Below are 22894 nucleotides of genomic sequence, written 5' to 3'. Positions count from 1 at the left end.
TTCAACTCCGTGGCAGCGCCTGCGCCGCCGCTGGGGCGACTGGCAGGTTGGTGGTCGCAGGCGTGGCGCCGACGCCCTTGGGCAGCCGGGTCAGGCGCAGGGCGTTGAGCACCACGGTCAGCGAGCTGATCGACATGCCCACCGCGGCCCATACGGGGGTGATCCAGCCGAGGGCGGCGAAGGGCAACATCAGGCCATTGTACAACCCCGCCCAGACCAGGTTCTCGATGATCACCCGGCGCGTGCGGCGGGCCAGGGCGAAGGCCTGCACCACGCTGTCCAGGCGGTTGGACAGCAGCACCGCGTCGGCGCTGGTCTTGGCCAGGTCGGTGGCCGTGCCCATGGCGACGCTGATATCGGCGGCGGCCAGCACCGGCACGTCGTTGACGCCGTCGCCGAGCATCAGCACGCGATGGCCTTGCTGGTGCAGCTGGCGCAGCACTTCCAGCTTGTCGTCCGGGCGCAGGCCGCCGCGGCAATCATCGATGCCCAGCTCGGCGGCGACGCGGCCGACCATGGGCGAGCTGTCGCCGGACAGCAGCAGGGTCTTCCAGCCGCGGGCGCGGCAGGCGTCGAGCAGGTCGGCGGCGTCTTCGCGGATACGGTCGTCCAGTACCAGCCAGGCCAGCGCCTGGCTCTCATCGCCCAGCAGCAGCCACTGGCCGGGTTCCTGCGGATGCTGCGGCGCTTCGCGGCCGCTCAGGGCGCAGACGAAGGACGGCTCGCCGATGCGCAGGCGGCGTTCGCCGACCCGGCCTTCCAGGCCCAGGCCGGGATGGCTCTCGACGCTCTCGGCGGGCTGCGGCGCGCGGCCGAAGGCGCGGGCGATGGGGTGTTCGGAGCGGTTCTCCAGCGCGGCGGCCAGGGCCAGGCAGGCGTCGCTGTCCAGCGCGCCCAGCGGGCGGACCGCACGCAGGGTCAGGCGGCCTTCGGTGAGGGTGCCGGTCTTGTCGAAGATCACCGTGTCGATGTGGTTCAGGCCTTCCAGCACGTGGCCGCGGGTCACCAGCAGGCCGAGCTTGTGCAGGCTGCCGGTGGCGGCGGTGAGCGCAGTGGGCGTGGCCAGGGACAGCGCACACGGGCAGGTCGCTACCAGCATCGCCAGGACCACCCAGAAGGCACGGGAGGCATCGTGCTGCCACCAGAACAGGCCGACCACGGCGGCGAGTACCAGCAGGGCGATGAGGAACCATTGCGCGGCCTTGTCGGCCAGCTCGGCGAGACGCGGTTTGTCCGACTGGGCGCGTTCGAGCAGGCGGACGATGGCGGACAGCCGGCTGTCGCCGCCCAGCGCCTTGACCTGCACGGTCAGCGGGCCTTCGACGTTGAGCGTGCCGCCGGTAACGCTGTCGCCGCTCTGCCGTGCCTGCGGCAGGTATTCGCCGGTGAGCAGGGATTCGTCGACGCTGGACTGGCCGTCGAGGATCAGGCCGTCGGCCGGGATCACCGCGCCGGGCTGCACCAGCACGCGGTCGCCGACATTCAGTTCGCTGAGCAGCACGCGGCTGCTCTGGCCGCTGGCGTCCAGGCGCAGGCAGGAGGCGGGCAGCAGGTTGACCAGTTGCGCAGTGGCGGCGGCGGTGCGCTCGCGGGCGCGGCGTTCGAGGTAGCGGCCGGCGAGCAGGAACAGGGCGAACATGCCGACGGCGTCGAAGTACAGGTCGCCATGACCGGTGACGGCGGTCCAGATACCGGCCAGGTAGGCGCCGCCGATGGCCAGGGACACCGAGACGTCCATGGTCAGGTGGCGCGTGCGCAGGTCACGCACGGCGCCGCGGAAGAACGGCTGGCAGGAGTAGAAGACGATGGGCGTGGTGAGGAACATCGCCACCCAGCGCAGGATTTCGTGCAGCTCGGGGCTCAGGTCGATGTTGAATTCCGGCCAGGTGGCCATGGTCGCCATCATCGCCTGGAACCACAGCAGGCCGGCGACGCCGAGCTGGCGCAGGGACTTGCGGTTCTCCTGATGCAGCTGCTCGGCAGCGCGGTCGGGCTGGAAGGGATGGGCGGCGTAGCCGATCCTGCGCAGCTCGGCGAGCAGTTCACTCAGGGGCAGATCGCTGTCGGACCAGCGCACGTGCAGGCGGTGGTTGGACAGGTTGAGCCCGGCCTCGGCGACGGCTGGCAGGGTCTTGAGGTGCTTTTCGATCAGCCAGCCGCAGGCGGCGCAGCTGATGCCTTCCATGATCAGGGTGGTCTCGGCCAGTTCGCCCTGGTGCTGGACGAAGGGCTGCTGCACGTCGGGGCGGTCGAACAGCTTCAGCTCGTCGGCGAGCTGCTCGGGGAGGGCGTCAGGGTTGGGCGCGGCTTCGGTACGGTGCCGGTAATAGCCTTCCAGGCCGCCGGCGACGATGGCCTCGGCCACGGCCTGGCAGCCCGGGCAGCAGAATTCGCGGGTCTCGCCGAGTACGGGGGCGGTGAAGCGGCTGCCGGGCGGTACCGGCAGCGCGCAATGGAAACAGAGCAGCGCGGCGCTCATGGGCGCTCGGCTTCGTCTCCGCTGAGGGGCTCGTCGCCGAGGACAAAGGAGCCGCCGGGGGCGACCTTCTCTTCCTCGAACAGACGCCAGGTCTTGCCATTTTCCTCGCCGAGCAGCTCGACGAAGCGGCGACCCTTGACGGCGGCATCCAGGCTGGCGGTGTAGCGACCCGGCTCGGCGGGGGCTGCGCGCAGCTCCAGGTGCTTGTCCTGGGACTCCAGGGTGGGGGAGAGCAGGTTCAGGGTGAGGGTGGCCGGACGGCTGTCGCCGGTCAGGCGCAGGTCCACTTCGCCGGTCAGCTCGTCGAAGCTGAGCTTGGCCTGCATCTTCAGTTCCTGGGCGAGGTGCTCGCGGTCCAGGGAACGGTTGATGCCCTTGCCGGCTTCGTAATAGTTGTCGCTGACCAGGGAATCCTGGTTGTTCACGGCGATGTTGACCATCGTCAGGCTGAGGGCAACCGAGGTGGCCAGCATGGCGATGATGATCCACGGCCAGAGGTGCTTGTACCAGGGTTCCACGGGCGTTTTCAGGGCCGATTGCATGGTCTTGTTCTCTCGCTGGCAGTGCCGCGCAGGGCGCTGCCCGGTGAAGGGGCGGGCGAAATTCTACGTGCTTCGTGCGGTACTGGCACCCCATGCGCAACATGGGGTGCCAATTGGTTCAGCTGGCGTTCAACGAAGCCGTGGGCCGATGAAGCGGCTGCTGGATTCCTTGCTGATGGACGGATCGTCCACCGACTGGATGGTGAAGCTGACCTCGTTGGTGGTGGAGGGCAGTTTCTCCGGGTCGATGGACAGTTCCACCGGCATGGTGAAGATGTCCCCCGCGGCAACCGTGATTTCCTTCTTGCCTTCCAGGATCAGGCCGTCCAGGCCCTTGGCGCTGAGGACGTAGGTATGGTCCTTCTGGTCCTTGTTCATCACCTTCAGGCTGTACACGTTCTCGATCCGGCCTTCGGCGTTCTCGCGGTAGAGCACGCGGTCCTTGCTGACGTCGAAGCCCACCAGCGGGCGGATGACCACGGCGGTGATCAGCAGGCCGATCATGACGCACAGGGCGATGGCGTAGCCGATCAGGCGCGGGCGCACCAGATGGGTCTTCTGCCCGGACAGGTTGTGTTCGGTGGTGTAGCTGATCAGGCCGCGCGGGTAGTTCATCTTGTCCATGATGCTGTCGCAGGCGTCGATGCACGCGGCGCAGCCGATGCACTCGATCTGCAGACCGTCGCGGATGTCGATGCCGGTCGGGCAGACCTGTACGCACATGGTGCAGTCGATGCAGTCGCCCAGGCCCTGGGCCTTGTAGTCGACAGTCTTCTTGCGCGGGCCGCGCTTCTCGCCGCGCCGCGGGTCGTAGGAGACGATCAGGGTGTCCTTGTCGAACATCACGCTCTGGAAGCGGGCGTAGGGGCACATGTAGATGCACACCTGTTCGCGCAGCCAGCCGGCGTTGCCGTAGGTGGCGAGGGTGAAGAAGCCGACCCAGAAGTAGGCCCAGCCGTCGGCCTGGCCGGTGACCAGGTCGCTGAGCAGCTCGCGCATCGGCGCGAAGTAGCCGACGAAGGTCAGGCCGGTCACCAGGCCGATCAGCAGCCAGAGGCTGTGCTTGGCGATCTTGCGCAGCAGCTTGTTGCCGCTGAAGCCGGCCTTGTCGAGCTTCATGCGCTGGTTGCGGTCACCCTCGGTGACTTTCTCGCACCACATGAAGATCCAGGTCCAGACGCTCTGCGGGCAGGTGTAGCCGCACCAGACGCGGCCGGCGAATACGGTGATGAAGAACAGGCCGAAGGCGCTGATGATCAGCAGGCCCGAGAGCAGGATGAAGTCCTGCGGCCAGAAGGTCGCGCCGAAGATGTAGAACTTGCGCTCGGGCAGGTCCCAGAGGACCGCCTGGCGACCGTTCCAGGTCAGCCACACGGTACCGAAGTAGAGGAGGAAGAGGAGGGCGCCCCCGGCCATGCGGAGGTTGCGGAAGAACCCGGTAAAGGCTCGGGTGTAGATCTTTTCCCGGGAGGCATAAAGGTCGACGCTTTCACCCTTGCCCTTTTGGGGCGGAGTGACGTCCTGGACCGGAATCTGTTTGCTCATCAGTGCATTCCACGGCAGCGGGAGGGCGCCCTGTCGATACATGCCGAGAGGGTCAGAAATATGCTTGCACGCCTAACAATGATACGGCGTGGTGGGTGTTGCAACCGTGCGACAGTTGGTCGCGCAAGGAATTATGGACCCAGAAATAGAGCGGCGCCGGTGTAGAAACCGGCGCCGCTGGGTGTCGCTATGGGTGTAGGAAAGAGAGGCTTATTCGGCGCTCTTCTCACCTTCGCCATGGGACAGGCTGTACACGTAGGCAGCGAGCAGGTGCACCTGGTCTTTGCCCAGACGCTCCAGCTGAGCCGGCATCTGGCCCTGGCGGCCGTAGCGGATGGTCTGCTGCAGCTGGGCGAAGCTCGAACCGTAGATGAACGCGGCCGGGTGGGTCAGGTTCGGCGCGCCCATGGCGGCAGTACCTTTGCCTTCAGCACCGTGGCAAGCCACGCAGTTGGTCGCGAAGATCTTCTGGCCATTGGCTACCTGATCGTCGGTCACACCTTCGGGCAGCTTGCGGCCGTCCAGCTTGGTGGTGACGAAGGCGGCCACATCGTGAACGCCCTGGTCGCCGATGACTTCGCCCCAGGCCGGCATGGCCGCGTGACGACCGCCTTCGATGGTGGCGATGATGTCCTTCGGCTCGCCGCCCCAGCGCCAGTCGTTGTCGGTCAGGTTCGGGAAGCCGTGGGCGCCCTTGGCGTCGGAGCCATGGCAGACCGAGCAGTTGGAAGCGAACAGGCGGTTACCCATTTTCAGGGCCTGCTCGTCCTTGGCCACGTCCTCGATCGGCATGGCGCCGAACTTGGCGTACAGCGGGCCGTACTTCTCGTCGGCCTTGGCCATTTCCTTTTCCCACTGGTGCACACCGGTCCAGCCTTGTTCGCCGTTGGCGAATTCGGCCTTGTCCTGGTAGCCCGGCAGCAGGCCCTTCCAGTTGCCCAGGCCCGGGTACAGGACCAGATAGCCGAGGGCGAAGATGAAGGTGGCCACGAACAGCATGAACCACCACTTGGGCAGCGGGTTGTCGTATTCCTCGATGCCATCGAAGGCATGGCCGACGGTTTCATCGGTGGCTTCGTTGCGCTGACCGCGACGGGTGGCGAACAGCAGCCACGCCAGGGCGAAGATGGTGCCCAGGGTAAGTACGGTGACGTACAGACTCCAGAAGGTTGTCATTCTTTGTTGCTCCTAGAAGCTTGCTCTTGCTCGACGTGCTTTTTGGCGACCGGGTCATCCGCGAAGGGCAGCAGGGCGTCCTCGTCGAAGCGCTCCTTGCGTTTGCCGCCATAGGCCCAGAGCAGGACGCCGACGAAGGCGACCATCACTACTACAGTGCCGATACCGCGAATGGTCCCGATATCCATCACTGTCACCGTTTGCTCTTGATGATGGTGCCGAGGCCTTGCAGGTAGGCGACGACAGCGTCCATCTCGGTCTTGCCTTTGACGGCGTCACGGGCACCGGCGATGTCTTCGTCGGTGTAAGGCACGCCCAGCGTCCGCAGGACTTCCATTTTCTTCGCCGTGTCCTTGCCGTCGAGCTTGTTCTCCACCAGCCAGGGGTAGGAGGGCATCTTCGATTCCGGCACCACGTTGCGCGGGTTGTACAGGTGCGCGCGGTGCCAGTCGTCGGAGTAGCGGCCGCCGACGCGGGCCAGGTCCGGACCGGTACGCTTGGAGCCCCACAGGAACGGGTGATCCCAGACGCTTTCGCCGGCGACGGAGTAGTGGCCGTAGCGCTCGGTCTCGGCGCGGAACGGACGGACCATCTGCGAGTGGCAGCCTACGCAGCCTTCGCGGATGTAGATGTCACGGCCTTCCAGTTCCAGCGCGGTGCGCGGCTTCATGCCTTCCACCGGCTTGTTGGTGACGTCCTGGAAGAACAGCGGAACGATCTGGGTTAGACCGCCGATGCTCACCGCAATGACCATGAAGAAGGCCAGAAGGCCGATATTCTTCTCGACTACTTCGTGCTTCATCAGTGAGCTCCTACAGCGGGGATCTGGGCAGCGGCATCGGCATCAGCCTGTTTGAAGCCGCGCACAGTACGGAAGGTGTTGTAGGCCATCAGCAGCATGCCGGAGGCGAAGAAGGCGCCGCCCAATGCACGGACGATGAAGCCCGGGTGGCTGGCCTGCAGGGCTTCCACGAAGGAGTAGGTGAGGGTGCCGTCGGCGTTGATCGCACGCCACATCAGGCCCTGGGTGATGCCGTTGACCCACATCGAGGCGATGTACAGCACGGTACCGATGGTAGCCAGCCAGAAGTGCGCGTTGATCAGGCCCACGCTGTGCATCTGCTCGCGACCGAAGACCTTCGGAATCAGGTGGTACAGGGAGCCGATGGAGATCATCGCCACCCAGCCCAGAGCGCCGGCGTGTACGTGGCCGATGGTCCAGTCGGTGTAGTGCGACAGGGAGTTGACGGTCTTGATGGCCATCATCGGGCCTTCGAAGGTGGACATGCCGTAGAAGGCCAGGGACACCACCAGGAAGCGCAGGATCGGGTCGGTGCGCAGCTTATGCCAGGCGCCCGACAGGGTCATCATGCCGTTGATCATGCCGCCCCAGCTCGGAGCGAGCAGGATCAGCGACATCACCATGCCCAGGGACTGGGCCCAGTCCGGCAGAGCGGTGTAGTGCAGGTGGTGCGGACCGGCCCAGATGTACAGGGTGATCAGCGCCCAGAAGTGCACGATGGACAGGCGATAGGAGTAGATCGGACGCTCGGCCTGCTTCGGAACGAAGTAGTACATCATGCCGAGGAAGCCGGTGGTCAGGAAGAAGCCCACGGCGTTGTGGCCGTACCACCACTGGATCATCGCGTCGGTGGCACCGGCGTAGACCGAGTAGGACTTGAACCAGCTGACCGGCAGTTCCGCGCTGTTGACGATGTGCAGCATGGCGGTGACGAGGATGAACGCGCCGTAGAACCAGTTGCCCACGTAGATGTGCTTGGTCTTGCGCTTCATCACGGTGCCGAAGAACACCAGTGCGTAGGTGACCCAGACGATGGCCAGCAGGATGTCGATCGGCCATTCCAGCTCGGCGTACTCCTTGGAGGAGGTGTAGCCCAGCGGCAGGGTGATGCCGGCCAGCACGATCACTGCCTGCCAACCCCAGAAGGTGAAGGCGGCGAGGCTGTCGGAGACCAGGCGGGTCTGACAGGTGCGCTGTACGACGTAGTAGGAAGTAGCGAAGAGAGCACAGCCGCCGAAGGCGAAGATCACCAGGTTGGTGTGCAGCGGACGGAGGCGGCCGAAACTGGTCCAGGGAAGGTCCAGGTTCAACTGGGGCCAAACCAACTGTGAGGCGATGTAGACACCAACCCCCATTCCAAGTATCCCCCAGACCACCGTCATGATGGCGAACTGGCGGACGACCTTATAGTTATAAGCAGTCGGACTGATTGCTGTGCTCATTCTAAGGTTCCACGGTTTTTGGATTTTATGGACAAAAAAACGGCGGCAAGTATGTAGAAAGCAGGTAGCCAATGCAACGCGCCGGCCCTTGGCGCGGAGCCGGTTTGGCGCCTGTTGCAGAGCGCTTTGCGCCCTGATCTGCCGCTCGTTTCGGGTCGCTCGTACCAACCTGGGAAGTGGGTCAGGTTAGTCGTATTGCAGGTTTGCGAATGGAATCCAGCTTAGACGCGAACGGGGAGGGTGTGAAGAAAGGGGAGAGAGAGGGTGCGACACTTCGTCGCGATAATGCGGGGGAAGAAACTCGCGCCCGTTTCAAGGGGCGCGAGTCGGGGCGGGAGTTTACTTCGCCTGGCCGGAGATGTTGTAGATGTAACCGGCAAGAATGTGCACTTTGTCTTTACCCAGGTACTGCTCCTGCGCCGGCATCTGGCCCTGGCGGCCGTGGCGGATGGTCTGCTGCAGTTGCGCGTAGCTGGAACCGTAGATGAAGGCGGCCGGGTGGGTCAGGTCGGGGGCGCCCATGATCGGGTTGCCCTTGCCTTCCGGACCGTGGCAGGCGACGCAGGTGGTGGCGAACAGCTTGCCACCGTTGTCGACGTTCTCGGCGGTCACGCCTTCGGGCAGCTTGCGGCCGTCCAGTTGCGCGGTGACGAAGGCGGCGACGTCCTGTACGCCTTTCTCGCCCAGCACTTCACCCCAGGCCGGCATCGCCGCGTGGCGGCCACCGAGGATGGTGGTCTCGATGTCCTGGGCGGTGCCGCCCCAGCGCCAGTCGCTGTCGGTCAGGTTGGGGAAGCCGACGGCGCCCTTGGCATCGGAGCCGTGGCAGATCGAGCAGTAGGTGGCGAAGAGGCGCTCGCCCATTTTCATGGCTTGCGGGTCTTTCGCCACTTCTTCCACCGGCATGGCGGCGTATTTGGCGAAGATCGGCCCGTACTTTTCCTTGGCCAGGGCTTCTTCGCGCTCCCACTGCTTGTCCTGGGTCCAGCCGCCGTCGTAGCCCGGCAGGACGCCTTTCCAGTTGCCCAGGCCCGGGTAGAGCACCAGGTAACCGGCAGCGAACACGATGGTGCCGACGAACAGCAGGAACCACCACTTGGGCAGCGGGTTGTCGTATTCCTCGATGCCGTCGAAGGCGTGACCCATGGTCTGGTCGGTGGTGTTCGAGGACTGTCCGCTGCGGGTGGCGAAGACCAGCCACAGCAGGGCGATCAGCGAACCGACGGTGAGGACGGTGATGTACAGACTCCAGAAGGTAGTCATGCGTTGTTGCTCCTAGAAGCTTGCTCTTGCTCAGCGTGACGCTTGGCTGCCGGGTCATCCGCGAAGGGCAGTAGCGCGTCTTCGTCGAAGCGCTCCTTGCGTTTGCCGCCGTAAGCCCAGAGCAGTACGCCGACGAAGGCCACCATCACGATGACGGTGCCGAGGCCGCGAATGGTCCCGATATCCATGCTGTCACCGCTTGTTCTTGATGGAGGTGCCGAGGACCTGCAGGTACGCGACCACCGCGTCCATTTCGGTCTTGCCTTTGACGGAATCGCTGGCGCCAGCGATGTCGTCGTCCGTGTAGGGCACGCCCATGACACGCATCACTTCCAGTTTCTTCGCGGTGTCCTTGCCGTCGAGCTTGTTCTCGACCAGCCAGGGGTAGGCCGGCATCTTCGATTCCGGCACCACGTTGCGCGGGTTGTACAGGTGCGCGCGGTGCCAGTCGTCCGAGTAGCGGCCGCCGACGCGGGCCAGGTCCGGGCCGGTACGCTTGGAACCCCAGAGGAACGGGTGGTCCCAGACGCTTTCGCCGGCGACGGAGTAGTGGCCGTAGCGCTCGGTCTCGGCGCGGAACGGACGGATCATCTGCGAGTGGCAGCCCACGCAGCCCTCGCGGATGTACACGTCACGGCCTTCCAGTTGCAGCGCGGTGTAGGGCTTCATGCCTTCCACCGGGGTGTTGGTGACGTCCTGGAAGAACAGCGGGACGATCTGGGTCAGGCCGCCGATGCTGACGGCGACGGCCATGCACAGGGCCAGCAGGCCGACGTTTTTCTCGAGTACTTCGTGTTTCATGTCGGTCTCCTCAGGCCATCTGCGCCGCGGCTTGCATTTCAGCCGGCTTGGCGGCGGCTACGGTGCGCCACACGTTGTAGGCCATGACCAGCATGCCCAGCAGGAAGATGGCACCACCGATCATCCGCACGATGAAGCCGGGGTGGCCGGCGGCCAGGGCTTCGACGAAGGAGTAGGTGAGGGTGCCGTCGGAGTTCACGGCGCGCCACATCAGGCCCTGGGTGATGCCGTTGACCCACATGGAGGCGATGTACAGAACGGTGCCGATGGTGGCCAGCCAGAAGTGGGTGTTGATCAGGCCCACGCTGTGCATCTGCTCGCGACCGAAGACTTTCGGGATCATGTGGTAGAGCGAGCCGATGGAGACCATGGCAACCCAGCCCAGGGCGCCGGCGTGTACGTGGCCGATGGTCCAGTCGGTGTAGTGGGAGAGGGCGTTGACGGTCTTGATGGCCATCATCGGGCCTTCGAAGGTGGACATGCCGTAGAAGGCCAGGGACACCACCAGGAAGCGCAGGATCGGGTCGGTGCGCAGCTTATGCCAGGCGCCCGAGAGGGTCATCATGCCGTTGATCATGCCGCCCCAGCTCGGCGCCAGCAGGATCAGCGACATCACCATGCCCAGCGACTGCGCCCAGTCGGGCAGCGCGGTGTAGTGCAGGTGGTGCGGACCGGCCCAGATGTAGACGGCGATCAGCGCCCAGAAGTGCACGATGGACAGGCGGTAGGAGTAGACCGGACGCTCGGCCTGCTTGGGTACGAAGTAGTACATCATCCCCAGGAAGCCGGCGGTCAGGAAGAAGCCCACGGCGTTGTGGCCGTACCACCACTGGATCATGGCGTCGGTGGCGCCCGAGTACAGCGAGTAGGACTTGGTCAGGCTGACCGGGATTTCCAGGTTGTTGACCACGTGCAGGATGGCCACGGTCAGGATGAAGCCGCCGAAGAACCAGTTGCCCACGTAGATGTGCTTGGTCTTGCGCTTCATCAGCGTGCCGAAGAAGACGATGGCGTAGGAAACCCAGACGATGGTGATCAGGATGTCGATCGGCCATTCCAGCTCGGCGTACTCCTTGGAGGAGGTCATGCCCAGCGGCAGGGTGATGGCGGCGCAGAGGATCACCAGCTGCCAACCCCAGAAGGTGAAGGAAGCGAGCGGGCCTGCGAACAGGCGGGTCTGGCAGGTACGCTGCACCGAGTAGTAGCTGGTGGCGAACAGTGCGCAGCCGCCGAAGGCGAAGATCACCGCGTTGGTATGCAGCGGACGCAGGCGGCCGAAGCTCGTCCACGGTAAGCCGAGGTTAAGGTCCGGCCACACCAGTTGAGCGGCGATCAGGACACCGACGGCCATGCCGACGATCCCCCACACCACTGTCATAATGGCGAATTGGCGGACCACCTTATAGTTATAAGCGGTCTGATTGGTTGTGCTCATTTATGGGCTTCCATCCACGGTTATGGGCTATGCCCATCCCGGCAGGTTTTTTACGGCTTACGGCGTATGCCGCCCCTCCCCCTTGGGATAGGTACTAATTCGGAATTAGCGGAGTGAAGGATGGATAAAGGCCCCTCGCGGAATATTGATTCGGATCAATTGCCACCTGAGACCCCTGTCGCGGGCGCCTGCGGTGCTTTGTCGCTGCTGCGGAACCCGGCCCTGGGCGAGGTGTCGGCGACGCTGGTCCTGGCGCATGGCGCGGGCGCGCCGATGGACAGTCCATTCATGGACGACATGGCCGCGCGCCTGGCCGAACGAGGTATCTCGGTGGTGCGTTTCGAGTTCCCCTATATGGCTATGCGCCGCGCGGACGGAAAGCGCCGGCCGCCCAATCCGCAGAAGCAGCTGCTGGAATGCTGGCGACAGGTCTATGTGCAGATTCGCGCGGAGGTGCCGGGCAAGCTGGCCATCGGTGGCAAGTCCATGGGCGGGCGCATGGCCAGTTTGCTGGCGGACGAGCTGGGCGCCGACGCGCTGGTGTGCCTGGGCTATCCGTTCTACGCCGCCGGCAAGCCGGAGAAACCGCGGGTGGCCCACCTCGCCGAGCTGAAGACGCCGACCCTGATCGTTCAGGGTGAGCGTGATGCACTGGGGGATCGGCCGACGGTAGATGGCTACAAATTGTCCTCCGCGATCCAACTGCACTGGTTGGTCGCCGCCGATCACGATCTCAAGCCGCTGAAGGCATCGGGGCTGACTCACCAGCAACACCTGGAAAATGCCTCTGCGAGGATCGAAGCTTTCCTATTGTCCTAATCGGTCCTTAATGCTGGCCCGCCTATCTTCGCCGGCGTCGACTCCCCGCAGTCGACGCCCCGCTTCCCGAAGACAGGCCGAACGCTGCCATGAATCCCGATTACGCTGTACGCATTGCCACCCAACCCTCTCGCTTTTCCCCCGGCGCCGCGCACAGCCTGCTGCTGACTGGCGCCACCGGATTCCTCGGCGGCGCCGTGGCCGCTCACCTGATCGCCGACGGGCATACGGCGGCGCTGCTGTTCCTGGTGCGCGCGGAATCCCCCGCCCAGGGCCTGGAGCGCCTACGCGACAACCTGCGCCTGCACGACGTGCAGGAGACGGCGCTGGAAGCCCTTCAGGACAGCCAGATTGTCTGCGGCGATCTGCTCGACACCGCCTGGATGCAGGGCGAGCGCGCCCGCCTGATGCGCGTGGAGCAGGTGATCAACTGCGCCGCCGTCGCCTCCTTCTCGAAGAACCCGAGCATCTGGCCGGTGAACGTCGAGGGCACCTTCGCCTTCGCCCGACTGCTCAGCCAGTCGCGCAACCTCAAGCGTTTCCTCCATGTGGGCACGGCCATGTGCTGCGGTCCGCAGCGCGAGTCGCCGGTGCGCGAGTCGTGGGACTTCCCGGACAGCGAAGAGCAATTGGTGGACTACACCGCCTCCAAGGCCGAGATCGAACGGCGCATGCGCGAAGAGTTGCCGACCCTGCCACTGGTGGTGGCGCGTCCGTCCATTGTGGTCGGGCACAGCGAACTGGGCTGCCAGGCATCGGGCAGCATCTTCTGGGTGTTCCGCATGGGCTTTGCGCTGGAAAGCTTCACCTGCGGCCTGGACGAGCAGATCGACGTGATCCCGGTGGACTACTGCGCCGAAGCGCTGGTGGCCCTGGCACTCAAACCGACGCTGGGCCACAGCCTCTACCACATCTCCGCCGGCCACGGCTCCGCGTGCACCTTCGGTGAGATCGACCGCGCCTACGCCGACGCCCGTGGCGAGGAACCGGTGGGCGAGCGCTACCGCAAGGTCAGCAGCGAGGACCTGCGCGAGCTGGCCGGTAGTTTCGAGAGCCGCATCGGCAAGGCCAACCCGCGCCTGGTGCTGCGGGCGCTGCGCCTGTACAGCGGCTTCGCCGACCTCAACTACCTGTTCTGCAACCAGCGTCTGCTCGACGAGGGCATCGCCGCGCCGCCGCGCTTCACCGATTACCTGGACGTGTGCGTGCAGTCCTCGCGGGATGTCAGCATCCCGGCGCAGATGCAGTGGGATTTCAAGTAGCCCGTTGATCCAGGCCGTCGCGGCCGGATAGTCCGCGGATGGCTCTCAGCCCCTTGCCGGAAGGGAGCGGGGGATGGTTCGGGGCGTGATGGGGCACAGGCACGCAGCCCCGGTCTGGTTAATGGCTTTCCAGATCGGGGCCGTACTTTGCCGATGGCTTCGTACGCCCCCCTTCCTTCCGGGAAGGGGCTGGGGGCAGCGATTGAAGGAGCGTAGGGCGAATAACGCCCCAGGCGTTATCCGCCATTGCGGCGGATAACCCGTTCCGGGTTATGCGCCCTACGCGCTGAATACCGTGCCGGGGCGCTCCCTCTCCCTCCGCCCTGGCTGCGCGCCCCGCTCCAAAGGGAGAGGGAGCTGTCTGTGCCGGCTGACGCCATCGTTTCAACTTGCACCGAACGGTCCCCTCTCCCTTCAGGGAGAGGGTTAGGGTGAGGGCGAACCAGGCACAGATTTCCGCAACAAAGACAGTTGCTCCTGCATTCGGCTCCACGCGATCCAGGAGGAGCGTAGGGCGAATAACGCCTCAGGCGTTATCCGCCATTACGGCGGATAACCCGTTCCGGGTTATGCGCCCCACGTGCTGCGCATCCGAATCAGCGGTTGAACCGCTCCACCAGCGAATACTGGCGCTGCGCGGTGTGGGTCAGTTCTTCGCTGAGCAGGGCGGTGCGCTGGGCTTCGCCGGAGGTCTGGTCGGCGAGGTTGGCGATGGTGCTGATGTTGCGGTTGATCTCCTCGGCCACGGCGCTCTGTTCCTCCGCCGCCGCGGCGATCTGCGTGGCCATCTCGGTGATGTTGGCCACCGCGTCGCTGATGCCCACCAGGGCGTTGTCCGCCTGCAGTACGCGATCCACGCCTTCGTCGGCCTGACGGCGGCCGGACTCCATGGCGCGCACCGCCTCGGTGGCGGTGTTCTGCAGGTTGGCGATGAGCTGGTGGATCTGCCCGGTGGACTCGGTGGTGCGCTGGGCCAGCTGGCGAACCTCGTCGGCCACCACGGCAAAGCCGCGACCCATCTCGCCCGCCCGTGCCGCCTCGATGGCGGCGTTGAGCGCCAGCAGGTTGGTCTGGTCGGCGATGCCCTTGATCACATCCACCACGCCGCCGATCTGCTCGCTGTCGCGGGCCAGTTGGCTGACCGCTTCACCGGTCTCGCCCACCGAGCTGGACAGGCGCTGCATGGCTTCGCGGGTCTCGGCGGCGATCTGCCGGCCCTCGGTGGTCAGGTCGTTGGCCTGGCGGGTGGCGTCGGCGGTGCGCTGCACGTTGTCGGCCACTTCCTGGGTGGTGGCAGCCATCTGGTTGACGGCGGTGGCCACCTGCTCGGTTTCCTGACGCTGGCGGTCCAGCCCGGCGGAGCTGTGGTGGGCCAGCGAGTCGGCTTCGCGGGCCTGTTCGGTGAGGGTTTCGGCGGTGTCCTGCAGACGGGTCAGGCAGGTCTTCAGCCGTGCTTCCTGGCTGAGAATGGACATTTCCAGGCGTGCCTGGGCGCCACGGCTGTCGGTGTACATCTGTGCGATCAGCGGGTCGGAGGTGGTCTGCTCGGCCAGGCGCAGCAGGCGCTTCAGTCCTCGCTGCTGCCAGCCCAGGCCGGCGAGGCCCAGGGGGATGGAGAGCAGGGCGGCGAGTGCGAAGCCCCAGTGCGAATTGAGCCACACGCCGATGAGGAAGCCGATCTGGCCGATCAGGATGAACGGCAGCCAGTCCAGCAGCACCGGCAGCCAGCGGTCGCGGGCGGGAACAGCCGGCTTGCCGGCGTTGATCCGTGCGTACAGCGCTTCGGCGCGGCGCACCTGCTCGGCGGTGGGCTTCACCCGTACCGATTCGTAGCCGACGATTTCGTTGCGTTCATAGATGGGCGTGACGTAGGCGCTGACCCAGTAGTGGTCGCCGTTCTTGCAGCGGTTCTTGACGATGCCCATCCACGGGCGGCCTTTCTTCAGGGTCGTCCACATGTGCGCGAACACCGCCGAGGGCACGTCCGGGTGGCGCACCAGGTTGTGCGCCGCGCCGACCAGTTCCTCGCGGGAGAAGCCGCTGATGGCGGTGAAGGCTTCGTTGACGTAGCTGATCACCCCACGCTCATTGGTGGTGGAGATCAGCCGCTGTTCGGCGGGGAAGGTGCGTTCACGCTGGGTGATCGGCTGGTTGTTGCGCATCAGGCTGGCATCTCGGAAAAAAGGCGAATTGGCACGTCTGTCCAGCTTATCGGCCGCCAGATCGGAAATTTGATGGCAATCACAGAAAAATGTCAGAAGAGTGACGCCGGGAGAATGACGATAGCGTATCGCCATCGGTCACGGAAATGAAACCGGAGAAGGAGGGCGGCGGCCCGTTGCAGGCCGCCGCACCGCTTTAGATCAGGCTGCGCAGCACGTAATGGAGGATGCCGCCGGCCTTGAAGTACTCGACTTCGTTCTGCGTATCGATGCGGCAGAGGACTTCGAAGCTGTCCTGGCTACCGTCCTCGCGCTTCACTGCGACCTTGAGGTTCATGTGCGGTTTCAGCTCGCCGGACAGGCCGCTGATGCTCAGCACCTCCTTGCCAGTCAGCTTCAGCGCCTTGCGGTCCTGGCCGTCCTTGAACTGCAGCGGCAGCACGCCCATGCCCACCAGGTTGGAACGGTGGATACGCTCGAAACTCTCGGCGATCACCGCCTTCACGCCCAGCAGGTTGGTGCCCTTGGCCGCCCAGTCGCGGGACGAGCCGGTGCCGTATTCCTTGCCGGCGACGATGACCAGCGGCGTGCCGTCCTGCTGGTAGCGCATGGCGGCGTCGTAGATCGCCAGCTTCTCGCCCTTGGGCACGTAAAGCGTGTTGCCGCCTTCCTCGCCGCCAAGCATCTCGTTCTTGATGCGGATGTTGGCGAAGGTGCCGCGCATCATCACCTCATGGTTCCCACGGCGCGAGCCGTAGGAGTTGAAGTCGGCGTAGGCTACGCCGTGCTCGCTGAGGTAGCGCCCGGCCGGGCTGTCCTTCTTGATGTTGCCGGCGGGGGAGATGTGGTCGGTGGTCACCGAGTCGCCCAGTACCGCAAGGATGCTGGCGCCCTGGATGTCGGCGACTTTCGGCGGTGCCTCGGCGATGTGCTCGAAGAACGGCGGATGCTGGATGTAGGTGGAATCGTCCTGCCAGGTGTAGGTCTTGCCGTCCGACACCTGGATCGCCTGCCATTTCTCATCGCCCTGGAAGACTTCGGCGTATTCCTTGTGGAACATCGCCGTGTCGACTTTCTGTACGGCGTCGGCGATTTCCTGCTGGGTCGGCCAGATGTCCTTCAGATAGACCGGCTGGCCATCCTTGCCGGTACCCAGCGGATCTTTCGTCAGATCGGTGCGGACGGTTCCGGCAAGGGCGTAGGCGACGACCAGTGGCGGCGAGGCCAGCCAGTTGGTCTTCACCAGTGGGTGCACGCGACCTTCGAAGTTGCGGTTGCCGGAGAGCACCGAGGCGACGGTCAGGTCGGCCTGCTGGATGGCCTTCTCGATGGGCTCCAGCAGCGGGCCGGAGTTGCCGATGCAGGTGGTGCAGCCGTAACCGACCAGGTCGAAGCCCAGTTCGTCCAGGTAGCGGGTCAGGCCGGCGGCCTTGAAGTAGTCGGTAACCACCTTGGAGCCGGGGGCCAGCGAGCTCTTCACCCAGGGCTTGCGCTGCAGGCCCTTCTCCAGCGCCTTCTTGGCCAGCAGGCCGGCGGCCATCATCACGCTGGGGTTGGAGGTATTGGTGCAGGAGGTGATGGCGGCAATGACCACGGCGCCATTCTTCAGCCGGTGGGTCTGGCCCTCGTGCTGGTAATCGGCTTCGCCCTTGGCCGCGGAAGCGCCGACCGCGGCGCCACCGCCCCCTTCGCTGAGCAGGCGGCCTTCCTCGGTAGAGGCGGGTTTGATCTGCAGGCCGAGGAAGTCATCGAAGGCCTCGCTGACATGACCCAGCGCCACGCGGTCCTGCGGGCGCTTGGGCCCGGCGAGGCTGGCTTCCACTTCGCCCATGTCCAGCTGCAGGGAATCGGTGAACACCGGCTCGTGGCCTTTTTCGCGCCACAGGCCCTGGGCCTTGCTGTAGGCCTCCACCAGTTTCACCGCATCCTCCGGGCGGCCGGACAGGCGCAGGTAGCCCAGGGTGATCTCGTCCACCGGGAAGAAGCCGCAGGTGGCGCCGTATTCCGGGGCCATGTTGGCGATGGTGGCGCGGTCCGCCAGGGGCAGGTCGGCGAGGCCGTCGCCGTAGAATTCGACGAATTTCCCTACCACGCCCTTCTTGCGCAGCATCTGGGTGACGGTCAGCACCAGGTCGGTGGCGGTGATGCCTTCCTTCAGCTTGCCGGTGAGCTTGAAGCCGATCACCTCGGGAATCAGCATCGACACCGGCTGGCCGAGCATGGCCGCTTCCGCCTCGATGCCGCCCACGCCCCAGCCGAGCACGCCCAGGCCGTTGATCATGGTGGTGTGCGAATCGGTGCCCACCAGGGTGTCAGGGAAGGCGTAGGTGCGGCCGTCCTCGTCCTTGGTCCACACCGTGCGCCCCAGGTACTCCAGGTTGACCTGGTGGCAGATGCCGGTGCCCGGCGGCACCACGCGGAAGTTGTCGAAGGCGTTCTGGCCCCAGCGCAGGAAGGCGTAGCGTTCGCCGTTGCGCTCCATCTCTATCTCGACGTTCTGGGCGAAGGCCGACTGGCTGGCGAACCGGTCCACCATCACCGAGTGGTCGATGACCAGGTCGACCGGCGACAGCGGGTTGATCTTCTGCGGGTCGCCGCCGGCCTTGGCCATGGCGTCGCGCATGGCGGCCAGGTCGACCACCGCCGGCACGCCGGTGAAGTCCTGCATCAGCACACGGGCGGGGCGGTACTGGATCTCCCGCTCGGAGCTGCGGGTCTTCAGCCAGCCGGCCAGGGCCTTGAGATCGTCGCCGGTGACGGTGTTGTCGTCTTCCCAGCGCAACAGGTTTTCCAGCAACACTTTCAGGGACATCGGCAGCTTGCCCAGGTCCCCCAGGCTCTTCGCCGCTTCGGGCAGGCTGTAATAGTGATAGGTCTTTCCGGCGACCTCCAGGGTGCGCAGGCTGTTCAGGCTATCCACTGCGGGCATGACATTCTCCTCAGGCTTGGATTCTGCTCGTGATCGGCAGCGCGCCGGGTAGGCGTGCGCTAGCGATACTTGGCGAAGGCGGGCGCTAACGTCCTGATCCATCGCAGGCTTACTCCATTTGGGCAGGCCGCGACGGGTGGCAATCTTCGCCCTGCAGGGCAATCACCGGGCAGTCTTCCGGCGGGCTGGGCCGGAACACTCAAGCTAGACCGCCCGATGGGGTCTTGCCATCTGTTCTGGACCGTTCGTCCTGCCGGCGGGTTCAGATCAAATGCCTTCGACCAATGGATGATTCTTGCGAATTTGTAGGAACCTTCTCGGGTTATCTCTATAGTGCGCGGCCGAGGAGACACCCCGATGAATACCCTGTTACTGCACTGCCGCCCGGGCTTCGAGAACGAGGTCTGCGCCGAACTGTCCGAGCACGCCGCGCGCCTGGACATTCCCGGCTACGCGCGAGCCAAGCCGGCCACTGCCTATGCCGAGTTCATCTGCACGGATGCCGACGGCGCCGACCGCCTGATGCGCCAGCTGCGCTTCTCCGAGCTGATCTTCCCGCGTCAGTGGGCGCGTGGTGCAGGCTTCACCGCGTTGCCGGAAACCGACCGTATCGGCGCGATCCTCGAAGCGCTGGCCGACTTTCCGCCGTGCGGCAGCCTCTGGCTGGAGGTGTTCGACACCAACGACGGCAAGGAGCTTTCGACCTTCTGCCGCAAGTTCGAGAAGCCCCTGCGCGCTGCGCTGGTGAAAGCCGGCAAGCTGGTCGAAGACCCCAGCCTGCCGCGGCTGCTGCTGACCTTCCGCTCCGGCCGCGAGGCCTTCATCGGCCTGGCCGAGTCGCGCAACTGCGCCATGTGGCCGATGGGCATCCCGCGCCTGAAGTTCCCCCGCGAGGCGCCCAGCCGCTCGACGCTGAAGCTGGAAGAGGCCTGGCACCATTTCATCCCGCGCGCCGACTGGGACCGCCGGCTGGCGCCGGACATGCTCGCCGTAGACCTGGGCGCTTCTCCCGGCGGCTGGACCTGGCAACTGGTGAACCGTGAGATGCGCGTGGTCGCCGTGGACAACGGGCCGATGGCGGAGAACCTGATGTATTCCGGGCTGGTCGAGCACCAGCGCGTCGACGGCTACGCCTTCCGCCCGCGCCAGCGCATGGACTGGATGGTCTGTGACATCGTCGAGAAGCCGGCGCGCACCGGCGCCATGATCGAAACCTGGATCGGCGAGGGGCTGTGCCGCGAGGCCATCGTCAACCTCAAGCTGCCGATGAAGCAGCGCTACGCCGAGGTGCGACGCATCCTCGATCGTCTGGAAGAGGCATTCCGCGAGCGCGGGCTGAAGGTGCAGATCGGCTGCAAGCAGCTCTACCACGACCGCGAGGAAGTGACCTGCCACCTGCGGCGCCTGGAGAAAGGCGAGCGCTGACGACTCGGAAGCGTCTGGCAGCGCCACCCGACCTTCGGTGACTTGTCGTGCCGCCCGGCTTTGCCCATGCTGTGCGGCGCGAGATCTTCCGGAGACCTTCGTGAAGCGAAAGTTGCCCTCCCTGCTGGGCAGTTACAGCCGCATGCTGCTGCCGCGCCGTGGCCTCGGCCAGGGCGAGCGCGTGCCTTACCTGGCAATGGACAGCCGGACCCTGAAGTTCGACCTGCGCCACCTGCGCGCCTACCGCCAGCACTTCGGCCTCGATCCGGCGCTGGGCGTGCCGCTGCTCTACCCGCAGGTGATCAGCCTGCCGCTGCACCTGCGCCTGCTCAGTCGCTCGCGCATGCCTCTGTCGGTGGTCGGGCTGATCCACCTGCGCAGCCATATCCAGCGCTACCGCATGCTCGACGAGCACGAGCCGCTGCAGTTCGATTGCCGCATCCTGACCAGCCGGCGCAGCGCGCTGGGGCTGGAGGTGGACGTGGTGACCGAGGCCTGGCACCACGACATGCTCTACTGGCAGTCGATCACCACCTACCTGCGCCGCGGCGATTTTCTCGACTCCGGAACCGAGGCCGACCCGCTGCCCGAGCGTGCCCAGTGGCACACCCTGGAAGCGCCGGTGCATTCCGGCGTGCAGTGGCGCGTGCCGAAGATCGTCGGCTGGCGCTATGCCGGGCTGAGCGGCGACTTCAACCCGCTGCACCTGTCGCGGCTGATGGCCTCGCACTACGGCTTCGGCAAACCCTTCGCCCATGGTATGTGGGGCCTGGCGCGCAGCCTGACCGGCCGCCGCCTGGCCGAGAACGTGCGCCTGGATGCCCACTTCAAGGCGCCGCTGCCGCTGGGCAGCCAGGTGAAGCAGAGCTATCGCCGGCTTGGCAGCAAGGAGCAATGGGCATTGCTGCCGGCGGAGGGCGATGGCCAGCCGATGCTGCTGGCGCAGCTGGATGAGGCGCCGGTGAGGCCGTTGCGCTGATTGCCGGCTTCGGAGCCGATTCTGTTCGCGAGCAAGCTCGCTCCTGCAGTCTGGCCGGGCGCCGCGCTGAATGAACGCCATGCTCGGGTTGCACGGGTAGGTGCGGAGAGGCTCCGCTCCTACGAAGAGCGAACGGGCGCGCTTTTCGTAGGAGCGAGCTTGCTCGCGAACCGCACGGCAGAGCAGTCAACGGTTCGCGGCGACGCGCGGCTGCAACGGTAAGAGGCTGGGCAGTTGCACTGCACCCTGCAACGTCACCGGCGCAAACCGCCAGGAGCTGTTGAACAGGTATTGGTCGCTGAATCCACTCACCAGCAAGCCAATCTCATCCCCCGGCACCAGGCTGGCGCTGACCGCGCTCAGTCGCGTGGCACCGTGGTTTGCCAGCGGCTTCACCTGTTCGTCCAGGCGCCGGGTGCGGCCGTCGGCGCTACGGATCGCCAGGGCGGCGAACACCTGGGCGTCGGGGCGTTCGGTCAGGGGTTGATCCAGGCGTACTTTGGCACTGCCCAGCAGGGCGCTGTGCTCGCTGACGCGCTGTAGCGCAATGAAGCGGGACGGTTGCAGCAGGCCGCTGACTGCCGGGCGGAGGGTCGTCGTCGGTAGCGCCACGGTGGGGCCTGGCGGTGGCAGGTCGTCCAGCGCCACGCCCTGGTCGAGATCCAGGCTGATGCACAGGTCCGGCACGCCGTCGGCGGCGCCAGGGCGCTTGCGCAGCTTCTCCTCGTACCAGGCGATGATGCCGGTGTAGAGGTTGATCGCCCGCGATCCACAGTGGATCACCGGCTCATTGTTGAACGGTGGCAGCCCGCTCCAGGCCTGCATGGGCGGCGGCAATATATGCCCGCCCTGCATGCCCAGCAGGCGCACGTCGGCCGGGCCCTGTTTCAGACACTGGCGGATCTGCAGGCCCTGGTCCAGCGGGAACAGCGTGTCGCGCAGGCCCTGGATCAGCAGGGCGTCGGCGTGGGGCAGGCGGCCGGCCGCGCAATAGCTGGCCAGGCTGTTGGCGTGCAGTTCGGCCTGTACCGGCGCGGCCATGCGCCCGCCGGTGGTGTGCAGGTAATCGGCCTGGACGAACTTGCCCAGGTCGTAGCCGGTGGCCAGCCCCAGGCTGACCAGCACGCCGCCCCAGCCGATCTTCAGCTGGCCGTCCGGCGCCAGGGCGTCGGCCAGGTCGTACCAGGTGGCGATGGGCACGATGGCGTCGATGCGCGGGTCGTCCGCCGAGGCCAGCAGTTGCACGGCGCCGCCGTAGCTCTCGCCGAGCATGCCGACGCGCGGATCGTTCGGACCGTCCATGTCCAGCCGCGCGAGGTGGGTGGCCGCCCAGCCGATCACCGCGCTGGCGTCCTGCACCTCGAACTGCGGGTTCATCATCTCGATGCGCCCGTCGCTGCCGCCCCAGCCGCGCTGGTCGTAGCTGACCACCCAGAACCCCGCCTTCCAGGCGCGCAAGGCGGCGCGGCCGGACATCATGTTCCTGCCGTAGTAGCCGTCCGGCCCGGTGACCCGCCAGCCGCCCCAGCCGTGGGTGTGGACGATCAGCGGCGCGGTTTCGCCGGCTTTCAGCGCGGGTTGGAACACGGTGGCGGAGAGCTTGGTGCCGTCGCGAGCGGTGATGACGGCTTCGAACCAGGTGGCCGGCAGGTCCTGGCCCTGGGTCGCCTTGAAGTCGGGGACCTGGTCGCGGGCGGCGCAGCCGGTGAGCAGCACGAGGCACAGGCAGAGTAGGGCGCGCATCGTCATTCCATCTGAGGCAGGCAAGTGCGCCAGCATGCCCGGCGCCTGCAGCGCCCACCCCCAACCAAGGTTCGGTGACCCGGACGGACG

18 protein-coding genes are annotated in these 22894 nt (G+C 65.7%); 4 read left to right on the top strand and 14 right to left on the bottom strand.

Going from position 1 to position 22894, the window contains the following annotated elements:
* Position 1 precedes the first annotated feature (1 nt).
* From HNP46_RS05315 to ccoN (HNP46_RS05265), 11 genes are all read right to left on the bottom strand, one after another.
* Positions 2–2479 carry a heavy metal translocating P-type ATPase gene (locus HNP46_RS05315; RefSeq protein WP_184586520.1) on the bottom strand — a complete coding sequence of 826 codons (2478 nt, stop codon included), beginning with the start codon at positions 2477–2479 and terminating at the stop codon, positions 2–4.
* The gene (locus tag HNP46_RS05310; protein ID WP_184586518.1) at positions 2476–3021 is read right to left on the bottom strand and encodes a FixH family protein; all 546 of its coding nucleotides are present in this window, start codon (positions 3019–3021) and stop codon (positions 2476–2478) included. Before HNP46_RS05310 ends, HNP46_RS05315 begins: the two co-directional genes overlap by 4 nt.
* Positions 3022–3150: 129 nt before the next feature.
* Positions 3151–4566, bottom strand: a complete 1416-nt coding sequence (gene ccoG, locus HNP46_RS05305) for a cytochrome c oxidase accessory protein CcoG (protein ID WP_184586516.1) — start codon at positions 4564–4566, stop codon at positions 3151–3153.
* A gap of 210 nt (positions 4567–4776) precedes the next feature.
* Positions 4777–5742 (bottom strand): cytochrome-c oxidase, cbb3-type subunit III, encoded by a 966-nt coding sequence (gene ccoP, locus HNP46_RS05300; RefSeq protein ID WP_184586514.1) that lies wholly within the window; start codon positions 5740–5742, stop codon positions 4777–4779.
* Positions 5739–5930, bottom strand: a complete 192-nt coding sequence (locus tag HNP46_RS05295) for a cbb3-type cytochrome oxidase subunit 3 (RefSeq protein WP_024763940.1) — start codon at positions 5928–5930, stop codon at positions 5739–5741. Before HNP46_RS05295 ends, ccoP (HNP46_RS05300) begins: the two co-directional genes overlap by 4 nt.
* A 5-nt stretch (positions 5931–5935) precedes the next feature.
* The gene (ccoO, locus tag HNP46_RS05290) at positions 5936–6544 is read right to left on the bottom strand and encodes a cytochrome-c oxidase, cbb3-type subunit II (protein ID WP_184586512.1); all 609 of its coding nucleotides are present in this window, start codon (positions 6542–6544) and stop codon (positions 5936–5938) included.
* Positions 6544–7986 carry a cytochrome-c oxidase, cbb3-type subunit I gene (gene ccoN / locus HNP46_RS05285; protein WP_184586510.1) on the bottom strand — a complete coding sequence of 481 codons (1443 nt, stop codon included), beginning with the start codon at positions 7984–7986 and terminating at the stop codon, positions 6544–6546. The genes ccoO (HNP46_RS05290) and ccoN (HNP46_RS05285) overlap by 1 nt, the downstream gene beginning before the upstream one ends.
* 339 nt (positions 7987–8325) lie before the next feature.
* Positions 8326–9249: a cytochrome-c oxidase, cbb3-type subunit III gene (ccoP, locus tag HNP46_RS05280; protein WP_184586508.1), complete on the bottom strand. Its 924-nt coding sequence runs from the start codon at positions 9247–9249 to the stop codon at positions 8326–8328.
* On the bottom strand, positions 9246–9437 hold the full coding sequence (locus HNP46_RS05275) for a CcoQ/FixQ family Cbb3-type cytochrome c oxidase assembly chaperone (protein ID WP_017516305.1): 192 nt from the start codon (positions 9435–9437) through the stop codon (positions 9246–9248). Before HNP46_RS05275 ends, ccoP (HNP46_RS05280) begins: the two co-directional genes overlap by 4 nt.
* Before the next feature lie 4 nt (positions 9438–9441).
* Positions 9442–10050 carry a cytochrome-c oxidase, cbb3-type subunit II gene (ccoO, locus tag HNP46_RS05270; RefSeq protein ID WP_017516306.1) on the bottom strand — a complete coding sequence of 203 codons (609 nt, stop codon included), beginning with the start codon at positions 10048–10050 and terminating at the stop codon, positions 9442–9444.
* A gap of 10 nt (positions 10051–10060) precedes the next feature.
* Positions 10061–11485: a cytochrome-c oxidase, cbb3-type subunit I gene (ccoN, locus tag HNP46_RS05265; RefSeq protein WP_088420918.1), complete on the bottom strand. Its 1425-nt coding sequence runs from the start codon at positions 11483–11485 to the stop codon at positions 10061–10063.
* 120 nt (positions 11486–11605) lie between these two features.
* Between ccoN (HNP46_RS05265) and HNP46_RS05260 the strand changes: the two genes are divergently transcribed.
* Both HNP46_RS05260 and cprA read left to right on the top strand, forming a co-directional pair.
* Positions 11606–12304: an alpha/beta family hydrolase gene (locus tag HNP46_RS05260; protein ID WP_260403093.1), complete on the top strand. Its 699-nt coding sequence runs from the start codon at positions 11606–11608 to the stop codon at positions 12302–12304.
* 89 nt (positions 12305–12393) lie between these two features.
* The gene (gene cprA / locus HNP46_RS05255) at positions 12394–13566 is read left to right on the top strand and encodes a cationic peptide resistance protein CprA (protein ID WP_260403092.1); all 1173 of its coding nucleotides are present in this window, start codon (positions 12394–12396) and stop codon (positions 13564–13566) included.
* 596 nt (positions 13567–14162) lie between these two features.
* Here the strand turns inward: cprA and HNP46_RS05250 are convergent.
* Positions 14163–15728, bottom strand: a complete 1566-nt coding sequence (locus tag HNP46_RS05250; RefSeq protein ID WP_184586506.1) for a methyl-accepting chemotaxis protein — start codon at positions 15726–15728, stop codon at positions 14163–14165.
* 196 nt (positions 15729–15924) lie between these two features.
* Positions 15925–18657, bottom strand: a complete 2733-nt coding sequence (gene acnA / locus HNP46_RS05245) for an aconitate hydratase AcnA (protein WP_184586504.1) — start codon at positions 18655–18657, stop codon at positions 15925–15927.
* Between the two features lie 357 nt (positions 18658–19014).
* On the opposite strand from acnA, the gene rlmM reads away from it, so the two are divergent.
* Positions 19015–20082 carry a 23S rRNA (cytidine(2498)-2'-O)-methyltransferase RlmM gene (rlmM, locus tag HNP46_RS05240; RefSeq protein ID WP_184586502.1) on the top strand — a complete coding sequence of 356 codons (1068 nt, stop codon included), beginning with the start codon at positions 19015–19017 and terminating at the stop codon, positions 20080–20082.
* A 100-nt stretch (positions 20083–20182) separates the two neighbouring features.
* Positions 20183–21061, top strand: coding sequence for a MaoC family dehydratase (locus tag HNP46_RS05235; RefSeq protein ID WP_184586500.1), 879 nt, complete (start codon positions 20183–20185; stop codon positions 21059–21061).
* Positions 21062–21247: 186 nt separating this feature from the next.
* Here the strand turns inward: HNP46_RS05235 and HNP46_RS05230 are convergent, their stop codons facing one another.
* Entirely contained in the window at positions 21248–22804 is a 1557-nt protein-coding gene (locus tag HNP46_RS05230) for an alpha/beta hydrolase (RefSeq protein ID WP_184586498.1), read from the bottom strand.
* Between the last annotated feature and the right edge of the window lie 90 nt (positions 22805–22894).

The organism is Pseudomonas nitroreducens (assembly GCF_014204515.1).
GTDB classification, from domain to species: Bacteria; Pseudomonadota; Gammaproteobacteria; order Pseudomonadales; family Pseudomonadaceae; genus Pseudomonas; species Pseudomonas nitritireducens_A.
The sequence above is the reverse complement of the archived record's forward strand: the minus strand, read 5'-3'. Positions and strand labels throughout refer to the sequence as shown.

Coding starts and splice junctions, on each gene's coding strand:
- ccoN (WP_088420918.1), bottom strand. CDS start 11,485: ATGAGCACAACCAATCAGACCGCTTATAACTATAAGGTGGTCCGCCAA.
- HNP46_RS05230 (WP_184586498.1), bottom strand. CDS start 22,804: ATGCGCGCCCTACTCTGCCTGTGCCTCGTGCTGCTCACCGGCTGCGCC.
- HNP46_RS05310 (WP_184586518.1), bottom strand. CDS start 3,021: ATGCAATCGGCCCTGAAAACGCCCGTGGAACCCTGGTACAAGCACCTC.
- HNP46_RS05295 (WP_024763940.1), bottom strand. CDS start 5,930: ATGGATATCGGGACCATTCGCGGTATCGGCACTGTAGTAGTGATGGTC.
- ccoP (WP_184586514.1), bottom strand. CDS start 5,742: ATGACAACCTTCTGGAGTCTGTACGTCACCGTACTTACCCTGGGCACC.
- acnA (WP_184586504.1), bottom strand. CDS start 18,657: ATGCCCGCAGTGGATAGCCTGAACAGCCTGCGCACCCTGGAGGTCGCC.
- cprA (WP_260403092.1), top strand. CDS start 12,394: ATGAATCCCGATTACGCTGTACGCATTGCCACCCAACCCTCTCGCTTT.
- ccoG (WP_184586516.1), bottom strand. CDS start 4,566: ATGAGCAAACAGATTCCGGTCCAGGACGTCACTCCGCCCCAAAAGGGC.
- rlmM (WP_184586502.1), top strand. CDS start 19,015: ATGAATACCCTGTTACTGCACTGCCGCCCGGGCTTCGAGAACGAGGTC.
- ccoP (WP_184586508.1), bottom strand. CDS start 9,249: ATGACTACCTTCTGGAGTCTGTACATCACCGTCCTCACCGTCGGTTCG.
- HNP46_RS05250 (WP_184586506.1), bottom strand. CDS start 15,728: ATGCGCAACAACCAGCCGATCACCCAGCGTGAACGCACCTTCCCCGCC.
- HNP46_RS05275 (WP_017516305.1), bottom strand. CDS start 9,437: ATGGATATCGGGACCATTCGCGGCCTCGGCACCGTCATCGTGATGGTG.
- HNP46_RS05260 (WP_260403093.1), top strand. CDS start 11,606: ATGGATAAAGGCCCCTCGCGGAATATTGATTCGGATCAATTGCCACCT.
- ccoO (WP_184586512.1), bottom strand. CDS start 6,544: ATGAAGCACGAAGTAGTCGAGAAGAATATCGGCCTTCTGGCCTTCTTC.
- HNP46_RS05315 (WP_184586520.1), bottom strand. CDS start 2,479: ATGAGCGCCGCGCTGCTCTGTTTCCATTGCGCGCTGCCGGTACCGCCC.
- ccoO (WP_017516306.1), bottom strand. CDS start 10,050: ATGAAACACGAAGTACTCGAGAAAAACGTCGGCCTGCTGGCCCTGTGC.
- ccoN (WP_184586510.1), bottom strand. CDS start 7,986: ATGAGCACAGCAATCAGTCCGACTGCTTATAACTATAAGGTCGTCCGC.